The 18092-nt window shown below is 40.7% G+C and carries 16 protein-coding genes and 3 pseudogenes; 17 read left to right on the forward strand and 2 right to left on the reverse strand.

What is annotated here, in order from left to right; all coding sequences use genetic code 11:
* Positions 1-181: 181 nt before the first annotated feature.
* The 12 genes and pseudogenes from LS684_RS22445 to LS684_RS24360 all read left to right on the forward strand — a co-directional run.
* Positions 182-1162: an ABC transporter ATP-binding protein gene (locus LS684_RS22445; protein ID WP_169214931.1), complete on the forward strand. Its 981-nt coding sequence runs from the start codon at positions 182-184 to the stop codon at positions 1160-1162.
* Entirely contained in the window at positions 1159-1815 is a 657-nt protein-coding gene (locus LS684_RS22450) for an ABC transporter permease (RefSeq protein ID WP_225003227.1), read from the forward strand. The genes LS684_RS22445 and LS684_RS22450 overlap by 4 nt, the downstream gene beginning before the upstream one ends.
* 22 nt (positions 1816-1837) lie before the next feature.
* On the forward strand, positions 1838-2737 hold the full coding sequence (locus LS684_RS22455) for an ABC transporter substrate-binding protein (RefSeq protein WP_169214932.1): 900 nt from the start codon (positions 1838-1840) through the stop codon (positions 2735-2737).
* 181 nt (positions 2738-2918) lie between these two features.
* On the forward strand, positions 2919-3326 hold the full coding sequence (locus tag LS684_RS22460; protein ID WP_225003228.1) for a CoA-binding protein: 408 nt from the start codon (positions 2919-2921) through the stop codon (positions 3324-3326).
* A gap of 297 nt (positions 3327-3623) precedes the next feature.
* On the forward strand, positions 3624-5594 hold the full coding sequence (parE, locus tag LS684_RS22465) for a DNA topoisomerase IV subunit B (protein ID WP_284701595.1): 1971 nt from the start codon (positions 3624-3626) through the stop codon (positions 5592-5594).
* Positions 5595-5597: 3 nt separating this feature from the next.
* Complete coding sequence (parC, locus tag LS684_RS22470; RefSeq protein WP_233811955.1) at positions 5598-8036, forward strand: DNA topoisomerase IV subunit A; 2439 nt, start codon at positions 5598-5600, stop codon at positions 8034-8036.
* Positions 8037-8160: 124 nt separating this feature from the next.
* Positions 8161-8952 (forward strand): SDR family NAD(P)-dependent oxidoreductase, encoded by a 792-nt coding sequence (locus tag LS684_RS22475; RefSeq protein ID WP_233811956.1) that lies wholly within the window; start codon positions 8161-8163, stop codon positions 8950-8952.
* Positions 8953-9215: 263 nt separating this feature from the next.
* Positions 9216-10643 carry an alanine/glycine:cation symporter family protein gene (locus LS684_RS22480; protein ID WP_233811957.1) on the forward strand — a complete coding sequence of 476 codons (1428 nt, stop codon included), beginning with the start codon at positions 9216-9218 and terminating at the stop codon, positions 10641-10643.
* A 61-nt stretch (positions 10644-10704) separates the two neighbouring features.
* Positions 10705-11115: an SWIM zinc finger family protein gene (locus LS684_RS22485; RefSeq protein ID WP_233811958.1), complete on the forward strand. Its 411-nt coding sequence runs from the start codon at positions 10705-10707 to the stop codon at positions 11113-11115.
* Between the two features lie 74 nt (positions 11116-11189).
* The gene (locus LS684_RS22490; protein ID WP_225003232.1) at positions 11190-11957 is read left to right on the forward strand and encodes a YybI family spore inner coat protein; all 768 of its coding nucleotides are present in this window, start codon (positions 11190-11192) and stop codon (positions 11955-11957) included.
* Positions 11958-12018: 61 nt separating this feature from the next.
* On the forward strand, positions 12019-12477 hold the full coding sequence (locus LS684_RS22495) for a staygreen family protein (RefSeq protein ID WP_233811959.1): 459 nt from the start codon (positions 12019-12021) through the stop codon (positions 12475-12477).
* A gap of 676 nt (positions 12478-13153) precedes the next feature.
* Positions 13154-13300, forward strand: a pseudogene (locus LS684_RS24360) (threonine ammonia-lyase); the annotation flags it as partial.
* Positions 13301-13315: 15 nt separating this feature from the next.
* On the opposite strand, the pseudogene LS684_RS24365 reads toward LS684_RS24360, so the two are convergent.
* A pseudogene (locus tag LS684_RS24365) lies at positions 13316-13429 on the reverse strand (integrase); the annotation flags it as partial.
* Positions 13430-13769: 340 nt separating this feature from the next.
* Here LS684_RS24365 and LS684_RS22505 point away from each other — a divergent pair.
* Positions 13770-14279 carry a GNAT family N-acetyltransferase gene (locus LS684_RS22505; RefSeq protein ID WP_169214942.1) on the forward strand — a complete coding sequence of 170 codons (510 nt, stop codon included), beginning with the start codon at positions 13770-13772 and terminating at the stop codon, positions 14277-14279.
* Positions 14280-14553: 274 nt separating this feature from the next.
* On the opposite strand, the gene LS684_RS24370 is transcribed toward LS684_RS22505, so the two are convergent.
* The gene (locus LS684_RS24370; RefSeq protein ID WP_225003235.1) at positions 14554-14697 is read right to left on the reverse strand and encodes a site-specific integrase; all 144 of its coding nucleotides are present in this window, start codon (positions 14695-14697) and stop codon (positions 14554-14556) included.
* A 393-nt stretch (positions 14698-15090) separates the two neighbouring features.
* Here LS684_RS24370 and LS684_RS22510 point away from each other — a divergent pair, with 393 nt between their 5' ends.
* The 4 genes and pseudogenes from LS684_RS22510 to LS684_RS22525 form a co-directional block, all read left to right on the forward strand.
* The gene (locus LS684_RS22510; protein ID WP_233811960.1) at positions 15091-15453 is read left to right on the forward strand and encodes a nuclear transport factor 2 family protein; all 363 of its coding nucleotides are present in this window, start codon (positions 15091-15093) and stop codon (positions 15451-15453) included.
* A gap of 608 nt (positions 15454-16061) precedes the next feature.
* The gene (locus tag LS684_RS22515; RefSeq protein ID WP_233811961.1) at positions 16062-16619 is read left to right on the forward strand and encodes a cysteine hydrolase family protein; all 558 of its coding nucleotides are present in this window, start codon (positions 16062-16064) and stop codon (positions 16617-16619) included.
* Positions 16620-16829: 210 nt separating this feature from the next.
* The gene (locus LS684_RS22520) at positions 16830-17453 is read left to right on the forward strand and encodes a class I SAM-dependent methyltransferase (protein ID WP_233811962.1); all 624 of its coding nucleotides are present in this window, start codon (positions 16830-16832) and stop codon (positions 17451-17453) included.
* Between the two features lie 213 nt (positions 17454-17666).
* Positions 17667-18026: pseudogene (locus tag LS684_RS22525) on the forward strand (tyrosine-type recombinase/integrase); the annotation flags it as partial.
* Positions 18027-18092: the final 66 nt, after the last annotated feature.

The following is an 18092-nucleotide window of genomic DNA, read 5'->3' on the forward strand; positions in this document are numbered from 1 at the left end:
CCAACGGCTTTTTTGGATGTGTAAACGGTTGCTCATTAAAGAACCTTGTATGATGATTTACTAAATTTCATAAGCTAAGGGAACTAAGCCTATTCCTTGGACATCATGTTTACCTTTTGTATAATGAGGGTATCCCTTCTATGTTTAGTAAAATTTCTCAGTTCATAAAGCAGGTGGAAAAGTGATTGAATTCAAGAACGTAACAAAAATTTATGATGACGGCACCGAGGCCGTTTCAGGCATTAATCTGACGATAGAAAAAGGTAAGCTTGTCGCCTTGATCGGTCCGAGCGGATGCGGAAAAACGACTACAATGAAAATGATCAACAAACTAACCCGCCCTTCCGGAGGGACGATCCTCATCGATGGAAAGGATACAGCAGAAACCGATGAAGTGGAACTCAGGCGCAATATAGGCTATGTGATTCAACGAATCGGGCTGCTTCCTCATATGACGATTGAAGAGAACATAAGCCTCATTCCCCGATTAAAAGGATGGAAAAAAGAACAATACGAGGGACGTGTTGATGAGCTTCTAAATCTTGTTGGACTTGATCCCGGAGTGTACCGTAAACGGTATCCACTGGAACTGAGCGGTGGGCAGCAGCAACGGGTTGGAGTCATTCGTGCCCTGGCAGCAGAACCGCCGATCATTCTCATGGATGAGCCTTTCAGTGCACTCGATCCCATAAGCAGGGAGCAGTTGCAGGATGAGCTGAAAAGCATCCAAAACACCATACATAAAACGATTGTATTTGTGACACATGATATTGATGAGGCGTTGAAGATCGCTGATGAAATTGCCGTGATGCGAGATGGTAAGATCGAACAGATCGCTACACCAGAGGAACTGATAAAAAATCCCGCAAACCAATTTGTCCGTGCATTTATTGGCGAGCACAGGCTACATAAACAACCATCTCCAATGCAGGTGGTTCATTTAATGGAGGAAGATTCCACCTACAGCCTTCTTGAGGAATCTGAATATACAATCATCCATCATGATGCCACTATCAAGGAAGCTGCCAGGATACTTGTTGAAACAGGAAAGCCTTACCTCATGGTGGAAAGGGATGGGAGGCATATAGGGAGTGTCACGGCAACAGGAATTCTCCGAGCGGTCGCCTCAGCAGGGAACAAAGAGGAGGCAGGGTCTGTATGAATACTTTCACTATCATGTTCATCAGTACGATATCCAATCGTTCCGACGCCATCTTAACAGGGCTGTTTGAGCACCTTTACTTATCATTCATATCCATTTTTATTGCTATTGCCATTTCTTTGCCCCTTGGTATATACATTTCAAGAAAAAAACAGACGGCTGAATTTTTTATCGGGATAACAGCCGTATTCCAAACCATCCCGAGTCTAGCTTTGTTTGGCTTCCTTATACCGCTCTTCAGTACGGGAAGTGTCACAGCCATCATTGCCCTGACTGTGTATGCACTCTTGCCGATTCTCAGAAATACATACACGGGGATCATCGGAGTCGACGAGGGTGTCATTGAAGCCGGCAGGGGAATGGGAATGACAGACTCTCAACTACTCTTCAAAGTCGAGCTTCCCCTTGCCCTTCCGTTTATCATGGCGGGAATCAGAACGGCCACTGTCTTAACAGTGGGAGTCGCGACGCTTGCAACCTTTGTAGGCGCAGGGGGATTGGGTGACCTTATTTACCGGGGTCTTTCAACCTGGAACAATTCGTTAGTTCTGGCAGGGGCCATTCCTGCTGCACTGCTTGCTCTTACATTCGATTTCATCTTAAAGATGCTTGAGAGGATGACCACCCCTAAAGGTTTAAAAGCCAGAAAATAAACAACATTCAAAGGAGAAGAAAATGAAGAAAAAATTAAAACCCATTATAGTTGCTGCACTATTATCGATCCTGATCGCAGGGTGCGGTAATGGCGGCGGAAAAGACACGATTACCGTTTCAGGGAAGATGTGGACAGAGCAATTTATTTTAACCCAAATGATGGCTGAACTTCTCAAAGAAAAGACCGACCTTGACATCAAAGTCGAAGAAGGATTGGGAGAAGTATCGATTCTGACACCTGCTCTTGAAAAGGGCGATATTGATGTATATATCGAATATACAGGAACCGGACTTGAAGCGGTCCTGAAAGAACAGGCAAAAGAAGGGGCATCCGCTGATGAAATCCTCTCTCAGGTCCGAAAGGGCTATGAAGAAAATTTCAATGTCACGTGGTTAAAACCACTCGGGTTCGAGAACACATATACTATGGCATATACTCAAGATCAGCCATTTGATGCAAAAACATTCTCGGATCTTATCCCGCTTTCCAAAGACTTAAGCTTTGGTGCGCCTCATCAATTCTATGAGCGTGAAGGTGATGGATACGATGCATTCTCTAAGGAATACGGCTTCGAATTCAAGGAGAAAAAGAGCTTTGACCCGAACATCATGTATGAAGCCGTTAAAAACGGGGATGTGGATATCATTCCGGCCTTTACAACGGATGGAAGAATCCAGCGTTACAACTTAAAAACGACCAAGGACGACAAGGGATTCTTCCCTCCTTATGACGCTGCCCCGATCATCCGTCAGGAAGTTCTTGAAGAGCATCCTGAGGTGGAGGAAGTGCTGAATGAATTAGCAGGGCAAATCTCTGAAGAAGAGATGAGTGAAATGAATGCCAAAGTGGATATGGATAAAAAGGATCCAAAAGAAGTCGCAAGAGAATTCCTTATTTCAAAAGGACTGATTAAAGAATAAATGATTTAGAAGTGTCAGGCAGGATAGAGAGGGCGGTACCGCATCCTCCTATCTTTCTGACACTTCGTTCTATTTCGTTGAATTTATAAAATTTTGAAAAAACAAAGGGAAGTATGGTATAAAAGAAGAATAGGACTAAAGGTACAAATGTATCATGATCATGAAGGAGTTGAAATCATCCATGGAAAACCCATCCCGCCAGGAAATCGGCACGATCCTAAAGCAATCTAAACGCATTGCGGTTATCGGTTTAAGTGATAATCCCGAGCGAACCTCTTATATGGTATCAAAAGCGATGCAGGATCAAGGATATGAGATCATCCCTGTAAACCCGACCATCGAATCGGCATTAGGTGTGAAATCCGTATCTTCCTTAAAGGAAATTGAAGGATCGATTGACATTGTCAATGTATTCCGCCGCTCTGAATTTTTGCCGGAGATTGCGCACGAGTTCGATGAAATCGATTCTAACGTTTTCTGGGCACAACTTGGAGTAGTGAATGAAGAGGCTTATCGCTTTTTGAAGGAACGTGGGTATACAGTCATCATGGATCGCTGTATTAAGGTTGAACATGCTTTAACCAAATAATTCACACTCGTAGCAAGCGGCTCTTACCGCTTGTTTTTTTTCGGGCAGACCGTTCTTCAATCCTTTCCTAAAAAGAGATTTTCTAAGAAGAAATCCGGGCGAAATTAGATCTGTTCATGGAAATTACATTTGCGAAAATCAAATAAAACGCTACAATATAGCATAGTGGTTTACCTAAGAAATGATGATAAAAGGTAAACGAACAAACGTTCTTGTGTTATAGTTAACATATACATAAGCAATACTACCGTACAAGTACCGCTCGACGGTGATAGAAGTTTTGAAAGGGGAATGTTCGTGGCCAACCAGAATAAGACCATGGATTACAATGATGATGCCATTCAAGTATTAGAAGGGTTGGAAGCTGTCCGCAAAAGACCCGGGATGTATATAGGCTCGACCGATTCAAGAGGGTTGCATCACTTAGTATATGAAATTGTCGATAACGCCGTAGATGAAGCCCTGGCAGGCTTTGGAAACGAGATTATTGTTACGATACATAAAGATAATAGCGTCTCTGTGCAGGATAAGGGGCGCGGTATGCCAACAGGCATGCACAAGCTGGGGAAACCGACTCCTGAAGTCATCCTGACCGTTCTTCATGCAGGCGGGAAATTCGGGCAAGGCGGTTATAAAACGAGTGGAGGACTTCATGGTGTAGGTGCCTCTGTCGTAAATGCCCTGTCTGAATGGCTGGTGGTAACAATAGAGAGAGATGGAGTTAAATATGAACAGCGCTTCTCCAAAGGCGGAAAGCCGGAAACCACCCTTGAGAAAATCGGGAAAACAAAGAAATCAGGAACGTGTATACATTTTAAGCCTGATCCTGAAATCTTCAGCACCACCACCTATAATTATGACACGCTTTGTGAACGTTTAAGAGAATCTGCTTTCCTTCTGAAAGGATTAAAGATTGAAATCATTGATGAACGCCATGATCAAAAAGAGGTCTTCCACTTTGAGAGCGGGATACAGGCGTTTGTTCAATACCTGAACGAGGAAAAAGACGCGCTTCATAACGTGGCATTCTTTGAAGGGGAACACCATTCCATCGAGGTGGAATTCGCTTTCCAATTCAATGATGGATTCTCAGAAAACATATTGTCCTTCGTTAACAATGTGCGTACGAAAGACGGAGGCACTCATGAAGCAGGCGCTAAAACCGCTATGACCCGTGTCTTTAATGAGTATGCCCGTAAAGCAGGCATCCTCAAGGAAAGGGATAAGAACCTGGAAGGTACCGATATCCGTGAAGGCTTAGCAAGTATTGTGTCCGTACGCATCCCAGAACATCTTCTTCAGTTTGAAGGGCAGACAAAAGGAAAGCTGGGGACGAGTGAAGCACGTTCTGCCGTTGACGCAGTCGTATCGGAGCATCTTCTCTATTTCTTAGAAGAAAACCCTGACACCAGTTCCCTGCTTATCAAGAAATCCATCAAAGCGGCTCAAGCCCGTGAAGCGGCACGAAAAGCAAGAGAAGATGCACGTAACGGGAAGAAACGAAAACGCTCTGAAACCGTTCTTTCAGGGAAATTAACACCGGCTCAATCCAGGAATCCCCAGCGTAATGAACTTTACCTGGTGGAGGGTGATTCTGCAGGAGGTTCTGCGAAACAAGGTCGTGACCGTAAATTCCAGGCAATTCTTCCTCTTCGCGGAAAAGTCATCAATACGGAGAAGGCCAAGCTGCAGGATATCTTCAAGAATGAAGAAATCAATACGATCATTCACGCAATCGGCGGCGGAGTTGGACCTGAGTTCAACGTAGAGGACATCAATTACGACAAAATCGTCATCATGACTGATGCCGATACAGATGGAGCCCATATACAGGTACTCTTGTTGACCTTTTTCTACCGCTATATGAAACCGCTAATAGAGGCAGGAAAAGTCTACATTGCACTGCCTCCCCTTTATAAAGTAAGCAAGGGAGCAGGAAAGAAGCAAAAGCTCGAATATGCCTGGACGGATGATGAGCTTAAGGGAGCCATCTCCAAAGTTGGAAAAGGCTACATGATTCAACGTTATAAGGGTCTCGGAGAAATGAATGCCGACCAGTTATGGGAGACGACGATGGATCCGGAAACCCGTGCCTTGATCCGCGTCCGCATAGATGATGCTGCACGAGCTGAACGCCGTGTGACAACTCTTATGGGTGATAAAGTAGAGCCGCGACGTAAATGGATCGAAAGCAATGTAGCCTTTGGACTTGAAGAAGACGGAAGCATTCTAGAAAATGAAAACATTACGGTCGCAGAGGAGGGGTAAGACATGACAACTGTAGAAAGATATCAAGATTTGCCTCTGGAAGAGGTGCTTGGCGACCGATTTGGACGTTATAGTAAATATATAATCCAGGAACGTGCTCTTCCTGATGCACGTGACGGATTGAAACCAGTACAAAGACGTATTCTTTACGCAATGTATGTAGATGGAAACACCCAGGAAAAAGGATTCCGTAAATCTGCGAAAACCGTCGGTAATGTTATCGGTAATTACCACCCCCACGGTGATACATCTGTATACGACGCCATGGTGCGGATGAGTCAAACGTGGAAGGTCAGAAACTACCTTGTAGAGATGCATGGAAATAACGGTAGTATCGACGGGGATCCCCCTGCTGCCATGCGTTATACAGAAGCCCGGCTCTCGGCCATCTCCATGGAGCTTCTACGTGATATCGATAAAAAAACCGTGGACTTTGTTCCAAACTTTGATGATACCTCCAGCGAACCGACTGTTTTACCGTCACGTTTTCCCAACTTGTTGGTAAATGGTTCAACAGGGATTTCAGCCGGGTATGCAACGGATATCCCACCACATCATCTTGGTGAGGTCATCGATGCCGCCATCATGAGAATGGAAAAGCCCGATAGTACTGTCGATGATCTGATGACAGTATTGAAAGGTCCTGATTTTCCAACAGGCGGTATCATTCAAGGGGTTGACGGCATCAAGAAAGCCTATGAAACCGGAAAAGGAAAAGTCGTTGTACGGGGAAAAGCGGATATAGAACATATCCGAGGAAGTAAACAACAGATTGTCATCACGGAGATACCATACGAGATCAACAAAGCGAATCTTGTGAAGAAAATGGACGAATTCCGGGTAGACCGTAAAGTTGAAGGGATCGCAGAAGTCCGTGATGAAACCGACCGGGATGGGATGCGCATCGTTATTGAGTTAAAGAAAGATGCTGATGCAACAGGCGTATTGAACTATCTGTACAAAAACAGTGACCTTCAAATCTCTTACAACTTCAACATGGTTGCGATACATAACCGACGTCCAAAACTGATGGGACTTCGTGAGCTGTTGGATGCATACATCGAGCATCAAAAAGAAGTGGTGACCAATCGGACCAGGCATGATTTAACGAAAGCAAAAGATCGTCAGCATATCGTCGAGGGTCTCATGAAAGCCCTGTCCATATTAGATCAGGTGATTGCAACGATCCGTGCCTCGAAAGATAAACGGGATGCAAAAGATAACTTAATTTATAAGTTCCAATTCACAGAAGCTCAATCTGAAGCCATTGTCAGCCTGCAGCTTTATCGGTTAACGAATACAGACATTACAGCACTTCAGGCTGAAGCCGAAGAACTTGCGAACACGATTGCAGAATTAACGGCGATTCTTGAAAGTGAAAAGAAGCTGTTCAGCGTCATCAAAAAAGAATTAAAAGCGATTAAAAAGCAATTTGCAGACGCTCGTCGTACGAAGATCGAAGATAAAATAGAAGAAATCAAGATTAACCTTGAAGTTCTGATCGCCAGTGAAGATGTAATGGTTACGGTCACCCGTGATGGATACATGAAGCGGACAAGCCTTCGCTCCTATTCTGCTTCAAACGGGCAGGACCTGGCCATGAAGGAAACCGACAGACTCCTTGGTCAATTTGAGATGAATACAACGGATGTGCTGTTGGTCTTCACAAACAAAGGAAATTACATCTACTGCCCTGTCCATGAGCTCCCGGATATACGATGGAAAGACCTTGGACAGCACGTAGGGAACATTGTGCCCATCGATCGTGATGAACAGGTTCTCAAAGCGATACCGATTAAAGAGTTTGATCCTTCCCATTATTTACTGTTTGTAACGAAGAACGGCATGATCAAGAGATCCGAGCTTCCTCAATACAAAGCACAGCGTTATTCACGTCCCCTTGTCGGGATCAACCTGAAAGGAGACGATCAGCTTGTGGATGTACACTTGACTGACGGGTCTCAGGATGTCTTCATTGCAACCCACTTAAGCTATGGACTTTGGTTCTCAGAGGAAGAAGCGAACATCGTCGGACCAAGGGCAGCGGGAGTAAAAGGGATTAACCTGAAGGAAGACGATTATATCGTAGCAGGTAAAGTCCTATCAGATCCAGTGAAAGAATTTGTTTTCTTAGCTACCCAGCGCGGGGCAGTGAAGAAAATGAAATTAACGGAATTCGAAAAAACGTCTCGTGCCAAGCGTGGAGTCATCATGCTGCGGGAATTGAAATCTAATCCCCATCGCGTGGTCGGAATAGAAATCGCTAAAGATACAGATAAAGTTGGACTGATTACGGAAAAGGGAAAAACAGAAGAAGTGATCGTTTCAGATTTGAGGCCGAATGACCGATACTCGAATGGATCATTCGTTATCGATGAAAAGGATAGCGGCTCTGTATACACAACTTGGGTAGAATCAACCCTTATTGGTCCCAATGAATGAAATCAGTAAACGAAAAACGACTAGATACTTTTTCTAGTCGTTTTTTAATTGAGCACATTGATTGAATGGACTACTCATAATGGGTAAGATGGGTACTATTCGACAGCAGAAAGGATGTAAGAAGATGGACTTAGGATTAAAAAATAAACTGGTACTCATAACAGGTTCCACAAGCGGTATTGGGAAAGAAACGGCCAAAACCTTCTTAAAAGAAGGGGCGAATGTCATCATTAATGGACGGACCCAGGAAAAGGTCGACAATGTGGTTCGTGAATTATCGCCTTTAGGCACTGTGTATGGGATAGCTGCTGACTTATCACGTATGGAGGAAAGCAATAAATTATTTGCAGACATACAACAACTGGGCAGTCTTGAAGTATTGGTAAATAATTTAGCCTTTTTTGAAGTGAAGGATTTTGCTGATGTAACAGATGAAGAATGGATGCACTATTTCGAAACAAATGTTCTTACCGCAATAAGGGCAGCACGTCAATTTCTTCCGCAAATGCTCGAAAGAAATAGCGGGAGAGTGATCAATTTGGCAAGTGAAGCAGGAGTGAAGCCTCTCGCCCAGATGATTCCTTATTCTGTCACTAAGACTGCTCTGATCAGTTTATCACGGGGACTTGCAGAACTGACAAAAGGATCCAATGTAACGGTAAATTCTGTACTTCCCGGACCAACATGGACTGAAGGGGTAGAAAACTATATGAAGGGAGCAGCCGAAGCAGAAGGAGAAGAGCTATCAAGCTTTACCGAGAATTACTTTAAAAACAATGAGCCCACTTCTCTTATTCAGCGTTTCGCCACCGTTGAAGAAGTAGCAAGTACAATCGTATATTTAGCATCTGATAAAGCCTCTGCCATTAATGGAAGTGCACAGCGCGTAGAAGGTGGCATTATCCGATCACTATAAAACAGACAAAGCTCTTTGACCCCTGCTATATGGGTTAAAGAGCTTTTTATTATGGTAGTTGAATATTTAATGTATATTCATTCACCATTGTTGTACAATACCTGCGAATGATTGTACAACAATTTATATTCTTTCAGGAATCATGAATTTATGTGTTGAATAGGCATTTGTTTTTTGATAGATTAAGAAAGTGTCTGAATGGGTAAACATACAAAGGTTCATACATTATATGTCATAAACACAAACATCTAGGAGGAACAATCATGGAGTTATTTACAAGTATCATAGGCACCTTGAACGATTTTATGTGGTCATACATACTGATTGTGGCGCTAATCGGTCTCGGTTTATACTTCTCAATACGAACAAATTTCGCACAATTCCGCTATTTAGGAGAAATGGGCAGACTATTAACTGACAAGACTACGATTTCATATGAAGGCAAAAGGGGCATCTCTTCTTTTCAGGCTTTCACAATCAGTACCGCTTCACGTGTAGGGACAGGAAACCTTGCAGGAGTAGCAACTGCGATTGCCGGAGGTGGACCTGGGGCCGTATTCTGGATGTGGTTGATCGCCCTTCTTGGAGGAGCAACAAGTTTCGTGGAGAGCACGCTTGCTCAAATCTACAAAGTGAAAGATGGAAAAGACGGCTACCGTGGTGGTCCGGCCTATTACATGGAAAAGGGATTGAATGCCCGTTGGATGGGGATCCTGTTTGCCGTTATCATTACTTTCTGCTTCGGGCTTGTATTTAACTCCGTACAATCCAATACGATCTCACTGGCAATGGAAGAAGCCTATTCCTTTGATCGTATGACTGTAGGAATCATTCTTGCTGTCCTGACAGCACTAGTTATTTTTGGAGGAGTAAAACGCATTGCAAGCGTCACTCAAATTGTCGTACCGATTATGGCTGTTCTCTATCTGATTCTGGCATTCTATATTTTAGTCACGAATATTACCATGCTGCCTGATATGTTTATCATCATTTTTGAAAATGCGTTCGGTATACGTGAAGTAGCCAGTGGCGGTGTAGGGGCTGCCATCATGATGGGAATCAAACGCGGTCTATTCTCCAATGAAGCCGGTATGGGTAGTGCGCCGAACGCTGCGGCAACTGCAGGTGTCACTCACCCCGTTAAACAGGGACTTATCCAAACACTTGGTGTGTTCACTGACACATTGCTTATTTGTACAGCTACAGCCTTCATGATCATCTTGTCTGATCAATATACATCAGGAATCGATGGCATTCAGCTGACTCAAGCAGCCTTAAGCTTCCATGTAGGGGATTGGGCAGATACATTCGTTGCCGTCGCCATATTCTTATTTGCCTTCAGTTCGATCATTGGGAACTACTATTATGGGGAAACGAATATCGAGTTCATTAAACACAGCCCGGTTTCTCTATTCATCTACCGGATTGCCGTTCTAGGCATGGTGATATTTGGAGCTGTCGTCAAGTTGGATATCGTGTGGAGCCTGGCAGATTTATTTATGGGACTCATGGCCATCATCAATTTAATCGCCATCACATTATTAGCTAAAATCGCCATATCTGCACTTAAAGATTACCGTGAACAAAAGAAGCAGGGGAAAGATCCTGTTTTCTACTCTAACTCCATTAAAGGATTAAAAGGAATAGAAAGCTGGGATTCAAAACCTGAGACATCTTCGGACCATAAATAACGTGAAAGACCAACCGGATGAAGGTTGGTCTTTTTATCATACATATCAGGAGGATGATGAGATGGATCATTTCAGCCATTTAATGATAGAAATGGAGATACACTTGAACCCAACCATTATGAAAAGAGGACTGGCCTATTATAGAAGCAATCGAATTGTTGATGTGGAGATTTTTCCATCTCATGTTCATGGGAATGTGAATGGAAAAGGAGACGAGTATGAAACAATCGTGTATTTCGATCGGTTTGAGAGGAGCATTTGCACTTGCCCTTTTACCGGTTATTGTAAGCATATTGCTGCACTTGTTTTCACATTACAGGACTTCGGGATAGATGAGAGGACGTCAATATCTTCGACGATGAAAGAATTGAGCAATCGTTCAAAAGAAGAATTGTTACACTTGATTCAAGACCTGGCTGTAACAAACCCACAGGCCCATCAGGCTTTATTGAAACATAACAAGAAAGAGTGACGATGTTCGTTACATAGATTTTCCTTCTTTGGAGAAAATAATAACGAATATTATTCAATCAAGGAGAGAGAATCATGAGAAAAGAACTATTGTTTGCATTCGGTGCTTTCTTTGTTATGTCCCTCCATGCCATTGCGGGAAACTTTTCAAGTGAACAAGTTGAGAAACAGCCTGAGAATGAAATGACGATTCATGTGTATAAAAAGGATGTGACCGGCGATGGTAAAAAGGATTCCATAACGCTTAAAGCGATTCCTTTTTCTCCTGATGCCTTGTTTCTAAAACAAATTTGGGCAGATATTAAAACGTCTGAAGGCAGTGAACTTAGAATTGATTATGAAGGCGGTTATCAACCAAGAATTCAATTTGTCGACCTGAATCATGATGGTATAAAGGATATGTTGTATTCATCAGCAACCGGAGGCAGCGGGGGACTTTATACTGTAGCACTTCATACACTTGCAGAGAATAAGCTGGTTGACATAGGATTACCAGAACCATTGACAATCCAGGCTCAATTCCAAGATGACTACCAAGCATCGATTTCGTTCACTGATACGAATCAATCGTACACAGTGGACTTACGTGATCGAAAAGAAGACTACGACCGCCTGGGAATTTACACAGATGGAACCCTGAATGAACCAATGGAATTGATGGTTTTACCCTATGCATTTTTCGAGCCCGTCAATAGTAAAGGTAAACCGGGTAAAGGGCTAAAAGGATACCAGCAAATAAGCGGTGCCTATAAGGCAGACGGCATTGGTACAGTAACATCTTATTGGTATTATGAAGAGGATCGTTGGAACCTGATGGATATCAAATGGAAAGCAAATAAGTAACCTTATCTAGGCTGCCTTCATAGTCTGTTGTAAGCCCATTTTTTGTAAAGGAGGCTTACACATGAGTGAATTTAATCCTGAAAAGCTAGCCGTCACTTATTTGCCACCAGCTTCAGTCTTCCATCCCATCGATAACCGGAAATACACCTTGACCCATTCCGATACGACAGGTGAACTTTTCTTGAGTGTCGGTTGCCACTTTGATTTGGAGAAGGTCAATCCATCCATGAGGGATGAAGTATTTGGAGAATGGAGACGAGACCTTGGCCAATATACACTCGCTGGAAATGTATATGTTAGCGGAGGAGAATTCGACCAACAACTTTCCAATGTCCGGTACATGATTTTCAAAAAAGAGCTGCCATTGGCATTGACAGCCATGGTTAATGGAGATCGAGGTTTCTTTACCTATTATCCATGGCTCCTGGATGCCCCCATCTTCATATGCTTCGAATCCGTATTCCCTGAATTTCAGCAGACTCTTTATTTCGGGACCCCAAGGCAGTATTTAGTGAAATAATAGGCAGGCATAAAGTACTTCAATGTTTGAAGGCTTTATGCTTTTTTTCATTGGATCTGAAGCCGAGTGATTGGCTATCAAAGACAAGGAATGAAGAAAATAGGAGTAGATGGAACAGTATACGAACACTTAGGAAGCTAAAAGAAATAATGTACTTAATGTAGAAAATACAAAAAGTGAATATTATCTAACCGGATTGAAGAATTTTTCAATAGTGAAGGAGGAGTAGAAGTTAACGACTATATTTGTAATCCGTTTGAAAGTTAAGTTTGCAAGTTTTAGTTTATATATGTTCAATAAAACATTTACGATAATGGATATTGTGATTGGTGGAGGATTATTCTTACTATTTGGTGCATTGACCTTCCCGTTATTTTACATCTTTAAACCAGGCTATATCACAACGTTTGTTCTGATAAGCTTTATTCTACTCACATGGATCTCACAGCCTGTAACATCCTTTATATTAGGACACCTTCCTGTAATCACTGAATTCGTCGACAACCTATCTATGACGTTTATATATATAGCAACTACTATTGCTATTCTCTCTCTATGGAATTTCTTGGGGAGTTTCGACTTTAATATATTTGAGAAAAGAATTTTAATATCAAGTTAAATCAGCTAATATAGTGATCCAGAAATTTATGGTGGTCAGGGAACAGTAGGACTAGTCATTTTAGAGCAGAATAATGACATTGATTCTATAATAGTGCCTGTTGTAGGAGGCTTAATTTCGGGAAGAGCAGTGGCGGCTAAGTTTATTAAACCAAAGATACGTATCATAGGAGTACAAATAGAAGCATGTCCTGCCATGTTAAACTTGATCATTTCGTTAATCCAAGTACCGTTTCAACCAAAGGGAGCAGCGAGTATTAACATACACTTCACTCTCTTTGTCACCTTTTCCATGAACAATAACAGTGTTGGCAGAGACGTTAATGTCTTCTCTTTTGATTGGAATGGTCTGGAACTACCAGAAGACTTAATGTTTTATCAAAACGATAAATGTGTATCGGCTGGATATTCACACGAAGGATTTTTCATGGATGATGAAACTTTATGGAAAAGTTTCTTATTAAGCTACCGCGGGCGTTGATCTAAGAAGGATTAACGCTTCTTTTTGTTGAAGTTATTTATTGGACTAAAGGAGCGGGTTACTTGAAGAAAGGATCCAAATAATTGGTATCGAATTATATTATAAATTTCATAAGGAGATAACAAACGATGAAGCTCAATACCGTCCACATTGATAGATTATTTGTATAATGTACGAAAGGCTGGGATAAATCATGGCAAAAAAAGAAGCACCGAAAATTCAAACTGAACGATTGGTTTTACGTCCGAGATCGGAAAAAGACATTCCCAATATGCTTAAAATGTTTAACAATGATGAAGTAAGAGAATTTCTTGGAATTAATCCCCCTCGTGATGAACACTCAATGTTAGAAATGGTGAGGAATCGTACTGAAACAAAATGGACTGTCGCCTTAAAAGATACTGATGAATTTATCGGTGATGTAATGATTCCAGAAATAGCAGAAGGTTATCTTGGCGAAATTGGTTATCGCTTCATGAGAGAGCATTGGGGAGGCGGTTTTGCGTATGAAGCGGTTTCCGCGGTCATTGAGCATAGTAAAAGCACATTAAACCTTAAACGTCTATGCGCGACTATAGATAATAAAAATACAAAGTCAAAAAAGTTAATTGAAAGACTAGGATTTACTTTGGTAGCGGTGTTGCCTGAATCGCATTTACACGGCAGAGTTGCCGATGTAGCTTACTATTCTCGCATAGTCTAAGCATCCTGACGCTCTCCTTAGAAATATGAACAAACAGGTGAGTGTTTAAATGGGGATATTTTGGGTCTAGCGATGTAATTCAAAGTTCACGTAAACAGGGAGCTTGTTATCCATTTTGGGTGATTGAATCCCGGCCATAAAGTCGGATGACATCATGTGCTCTTTTTGACAGAACGATTTCAAGCTGGAAATACGTCTGCACACCGTTCGTGGTTTGTTTTGCTCCTGAAGCGTCTGCTGCTGGATGAACCTGCGAACGAGGGAGGGGTTCAAATCACTCAAAACAGTCGACGCGATTCTGCAGAAAGTTCATGAAAAGCGTTAAATCACTTCCAAAACTGGTTAGGGTATTTTTGGAATAATTTTTTTCGACGTCGAGATACAGCAAAAATTCATCCAAAGCATGTTGATAGTCCATGGAAAAGACCTCCAAATGATAATTATCTGGAGGTACCAACAAATTCTATCCTGAGTCAAGCGATTATCGAACAATGCCGGTGACTTATCAGGAAGATCCAGAAAATAATCTGGAACCATTATAGAGAAGTAACTCAGGAACTTATCAATATCAGTTATTATAGGAAGTATCTCATTTACCGAAATTTTTATTTCGTCTCAATATAAAGCGTATAGCCTTTTGAGACCTATTCAGTCATACTGAATTAACTTCCGATAATATATATTAGAAGTTAATAAACTTCTTCTTATCAGTTTATTCCTATTATTATTGGTTCGGGATAGGGACTTATATGGTATATCCTTAGCAATTATGTTCGCTTAAAGTAAGAATATTTCGAGGAGGAATTGAACTATGACTTCAGAAAGCCATGCTCTCACGCAAAAACAAATAGCAGAGTCATTTTCTAATGGTAATTTTGAGCGTACTTTTCCATTTCTAGCAAAAAATATTGAATGGAATATCGTTGGTGACAAAACCTTAGTAGGTAGGGAAGCTGTAATAGAAGAATGCAAGCAAACATCAAATTATTTCAAAACTATAACCACTAAATTCACTACATTGAATGTAATTTCCGAAAAAAATTGCGTTGCAGTAAATGGAACAGCTGAATTTATTCGCAATGGTGAACAATTATCTTTTGTTTCAGCCTGTGATGTCTATATTTTTAATGATAAAAATGAACTTCAAAGAATTGATTCTTATTGTATCAAATGAGAAGCTTTTCCCGTAAAAAGTATTTGTTAAGGCTTACAAGGATGAAAGTTTTGAACAATCGGGCGCGACTGTCGAATAACAAAAGTAGAAAATGATTGAACTTTTTTATAAAAATTTACATTGAGTCTTCAGGAGAAGAATCCATTTTGATTCATCTATTTTCAAAATGGATTCTTTTTTTAGTGATGGTGTTAAGGTTTGTGAGATGTTTTTGATCAAAGTTTATTCTAAAGCAACAATTCGTTAGGGCTTTTTATTGTGTCTATAAAATAAAGATGCGAAGCAAAAAAGGATGTTTTGAAGAAAGTTTCGACGTTTATAAAAAAGATTGTAAAAAAAGCAAATCCTGTTGTAAGTTATATCAGGGTTTTTTCTTTTTCCACAAACGGGCCATTTAATGGAAAAAATTCTGGGAAAACTATCCTTTTGCTTCTGTCTTATGATAAAATTTAGTTGTCTGAAAATCCCCTTTTGATTTTCAGTTCTATCATTTATACAGGAGGTAGATATTATGAAAGACAAAAAAATAATAGCAATAAATACTACGGGGGAATTGCCTAACTAATATATAACCAAGCATTTCCCCCAATCTGAAAGGGGAAAATCATTTGAACCAAGCATTACTTATTATTGATGTACAACAAGAATTAATAGAAGGAAATCAGGAAACACAAGCTGTTTTTAACAAATCCAAGTTGATTTCCAATGTAAATATAGTTATTGAAAAGGCTAAATTATTTGATATTCCTGTTGTTTTTGTAAGAGACACGGATGTTTCACAAGGTCAAGGTGAAGGGTTTCAAATTCATGAACGAATTAATGTGCCAGCAGAATCTAAAATCTTCGACAAAGCTGCTACAAATTCTTTTCATGGAACAGGGCTGCTAAGTCACCTAAGATCTCTTCAAATCAAACATCTGGTGATTATGGGATGTGCAACTGAACATTGTATTGACAGTGCTGTTAGAACTGCCACTATAAGTGGGCTCGATGTCACATTAGTCGGGGATGGCCATTCTACGACAGACAATGAGGTAGTAAGTGCTGAACAAATCATCAAGCACCATAACCACACACTACATGGACATTACAATGTTGAACACTTTTCAATTGTACGGAATTCCGAAGAAGAATTATTCACTCCTACTCATAATTCTTATAGATAAAGTCGTATAAACATAGTAATTGTCTTACGAACAGCTCCCAATTTCCTAGTAGGAAATTGGGTTGTTCATTTAGGAGAATATTCAGAAGCAAGGTTATTTAAATTGGATAGAAACAATTATGCGCTCATAATTGTAGATATTCAAGAAGCCTTTAATGCTCCTAAGTGGGCAGTTTAGCTTTAGAAGACGTTTTTGATAAAGAGGTGAAAAATGAATAATCGATGGAACAAAATCATATATAAACTTTGGTCTCCAATCTACGATAAGTTTTTTAATTCGGGAAATTTCCTTAAAGCTCGAAATAAGATATTTCAAGGGGAAAAGTTTGTTGAAAATCAAAATATTCTATTCGTTGGTGTAGGAACTGGAGCAGACTTGGAACTAATAGAACATAAAGAATTAAATATTACAGCAATAGACTACTCTTACGAAATGCTTGAGAAAGCAAAAGTTAAATTCAAAGATTCTTCAATAAATTTCTTGGAAATGGATGCTCAAAATATGAGTTTTAAGGATAATCAATTTGATGTTGTGGTAGGTAGTCTTGTTTTATCAGTTGTTCCTGATGCAGACAAATGCACCAAAGAGATGATTCGAGTTTTAAAACCGAAGGGAAAAATTTTAATATTTGATAAATTTTCACCTAAAGGAAAGAACCTTTCTCCTCTGAAGAAAGCAATTAGACCGTTAATCAGGTTATTAGGCACTGATATCGGTGTAAACTTTGAAACATTGTATGAGAAAAACAAAGAGGTTTTATCTGTTATAGAGGATACGCCCGTAATGTTTAATGGTATGTACAGAAAGATAGTCATGAACAAAATGAAAGCTTAATGTTCTTCAACTGAATATCTTGATACTGAGTATTCAAGAAACGGGACGCTAATGTAAGATCGATGTTCATTTATGTGTTCCTATAAAAAAGGAACTTTTTTTAATAGATTTGTATAAATCATCTTCCGAATGGGCATGCTAACACCATAGTTTACTTGGTTGGCAGTCTTGTAGGAGATGATAACGTGATAAGACAGTCCGAAGCCTGGCAGAAGTACTCGCTGTTCCCGTTGGTTGAAACGATACTTTGATGAAAGAGACGATCAAGAAGATTGCCTATTCATAACAGAAAGAAAACCCAAACACAGGATGAGCATTGATATGATTCTATACATTATAAAACGGGTTTCTAAACGAGCCGGTATAAAGAAGAGCATTCACCCTCATCAATTAAGACATAGCTATGCGACTCATTTGATTAATAACGGTGCGCCCCTTGAAGTGATCCAAAGCCTTTTGGGACATGAGAACAGTGAGACTAGAAAGATCTATGCTCAACTTAGTAGGAAGCTGGGCCAAGACTTCTATTGCCAATATTTTTATAATGTCAGAGCTTCGGCCCTCATTGGGTGAGGCTCTTTCTTCTTGTATTAGGACTTTTTATGGAATAAAAGGATTGTCAGTTCGAATGTAATTTGA

This window comes from Cytobacillus spongiae, assembly GCF_021390075.1.

Excerpts from the sequence above, each read along its gene's own strand:
- LS684_RS22450 (WP_225003227.1), top strand. The coding sequence starts at position 1,159 with ATGAATACTTTCACTATCATGTTCATCAGTACGATATCCAATCGTTCC.
- LS684_RS22480 (WP_233811957.1), top strand. The coding sequence starts at position 9,216 with ATGGAGTTATTTACAAGTATCATAGGCACCTTGAACGATTTTATGTGG.
- LS684_RS22475 (WP_233811956.1), top strand. The coding sequence starts at position 8,161 with ATGGACTTAGGATTAAAAAATAAACTGGTACTCATAACAGGTTCCACA.
- LS684_RS22490 (WP_225003232.1), top strand. The coding sequence starts at position 11,190 with ATGAGAAAAGAACTATTGTTTGCATTCGGTGCTTTCTTTGTTATGTCC.
- LS684_RS22520 (WP_233811962.1), top strand. The coding sequence starts at position 16,830 with ATGAATAATCGATGGAACAAAATCATATATAAACTTTGGTCTCCAATC.
- LS684_RS22460 (WP_225003228.1), top strand. The coding sequence starts at position 2,919 with ATGGAAAACCCATCCCGCCAGGAAATCGGCACGATCCTAAAGCAATCT.
- LS684_RS22505 (WP_169214942.1), top strand. The coding sequence starts at position 13,770 with ATGGCAAAAAAAGAAGCACCGAAAATTCAAACTGAACGATTGGTTTTA.
- LS684_RS22510 (WP_233811960.1), top strand. The coding sequence starts at position 15,091 with ATGACTTCAGAAAGCCATGCTCTCACGCAAAAACAAATAGCAGAGTCA.
- LS684_RS22455 (WP_169214932.1), top strand. The coding sequence starts at position 1,838 with ATGAAGAAAAAATTAAAACCCATTATAGTTGCTGCACTATTATCGATC.
- parC (WP_233811955.1), top strand. The coding sequence starts at position 5,598 with ATGACAACTGTAGAAAGATATCAAGATTTGCCTCTGGAAGAGGTGCTT.
- LS684_RS24370 (WP_225003235.1), bottom strand. The coding sequence starts at position 14,697 with ATGGACTATCAACATGCTTTGGATGAATTTTTGCTGTATCTCGACGTC.
- LS684_RS22495 (WP_233811959.1), top strand. The coding sequence starts at position 12,019 with ATGAGTGAATTTAATCCTGAAAAGCTAGCCGTCACTTATTTGCCACCA.
- LS684_RS22485 (WP_233811958.1), top strand. The coding sequence starts at position 10,705 with ATGGATCATTTCAGCCATTTAATGATAGAAATGGAGATACACTTGAAC.